We start from the raw sequence: 514 nt of genomic DNA, 5'->3' as shown, positions 1-514 counted from the left end.
AGGGTGAGCGGGTGAAGAGCCTGGAAGAATGCGTCATCGCCGACTGGCTGTTCTACAACGGCGTGGCCTACGACTACGAGCGGCGCTATGAGTTCGATACCGCGACCGACACCCACCGCCAGTATCGCCCGGACTTCTATTACCCCGACGCCGCGCTGTATCACGAGCACTTTGCGCTGGATGCCGACGGTCAGCCGCCGAAGCACTTCGCCAACTACAGTGAAGGCATGCACTGGAAGCGCCAGCAGCATGCTGCGCGCGGTACCTCGCTGGTCGAAACGACCTCGTTTGGCCTTCGTAGCGGCCACGCGCTGCAGCACCTGGCCCAGGCGCTTGGCGAGTCTGATGTCGAACTGGACCCGAACCCGGACCGAACGCTTCCCGAGCAGGGCGCAAAGCCGATGCCGGACGCTGACCTGATCGGGCTGATGCGCACCTTCATCGCCCATGCCAAGAGCAACTGCCTGACGCTGGAGGACATGGCTGGGCGCCTGCGGCAGATGCCCGAAGACCA

At 64.0% G+C, this 514-nt stretch carries 1 protein-coding gene; it reads left to right on the top strand.

Features of this window, described 5'->3' with window-relative positions; genetic code table 11:
* Positions 1-11: 11 nt before the first annotated feature.
* On the top strand, positions 12-514 hold a 503-nt coding region (locus tag C9414_RS21150; protein ID WP_219909147.1), incomplete at its 3' end, for a hypothetical protein.

This window comes from Bacillus sp. Nf3 (genome assembly GCF_003028545.1).
Taxonomy (GTDB): domain Bacteria; phylum Bacillota; class Bacilli; order Bacillales; family Bacillaceae; genus Bacillus; species Bacillus safensis.
Note: the sequence above shows the minus strand (reverse complement) of the source record. Positions and strands in the feature narration are given on the sequence as shown.